The 603-nt window shown below is 73.1% G+C and carries 1 protein-coding gene; it reads left to right on the top strand.

Going from position 1 to position 603, the window contains the following annotated elements; all coding sequences use genetic code 11:
* Positions 1-88: 88 nt before the first annotated feature.
* The coding region (locus KUM32_RS35975) for a transporter substrate-binding domain-containing protein (RefSeq protein ID WP_217146117.1) at positions 89-603 on the top strand (515 nt) is incomplete at its 3' end.

The raw sequence follows: 603 nt of genomic DNA, 5'->3' as shown, positions 1-603 counted from the left end.
CCCGAGGAGTTCTTCAGCGCGCCCCGCAGCGAGCGCGCCAAGGACTTCCTCTCCAAGATCCTCAAGCACTGAGCGGGCGGGCACCGACATGCGCGAGCTTCCCCCGGACCCGTCGCCGAACCAGCCCCCGTCCCCGCGCGCCACCCCGCGCCCGGCCCGGCGGCGGCGCGCGCTCGCCGTCGCCCTGCTCGCGGCCCTGGCCCTGGCGACGGCCGGCTGCGGCAAGGAGGGCAGCCCACCGGCCAAGGGACCACGCCCCGAGGCGCTGCCGCACTACCGCGTCGTCCAGGGCTTCGACCTCCCGGAGTCCGCGACCTGGCGCAAGGCCAAGCGCCGCGGGCACCTGGTGGTCGGCGCCAAGGAGGACCAGCCGTACGTGGGCGAGAAGGACCCGGCGACCGGCCGCTACAGCGGGTTCGACATCGAGATCGCCAAGATGATGGCCGCCTCGCTCGGCTTCGACCCGCGGCGTGTCAGCTTCCGCACCGTCGCCTCCGCCAACCGCGAGACGGCGTTGCAGAACGGCCAGATCGACTACTACGTCGGCACCTACACCATCAACGACCTGCGCAAGCGCCAGGTCGGCTTCGCCGGCCCGTACTA

Source organism: Streptomyces sp. AC627_RSS907, from assembly GCF_019049165.1.
The sequence above is the reverse complement of the archived record's forward strand: the minus strand, read 5'-3'. Positions and strand labels throughout refer to the sequence as shown.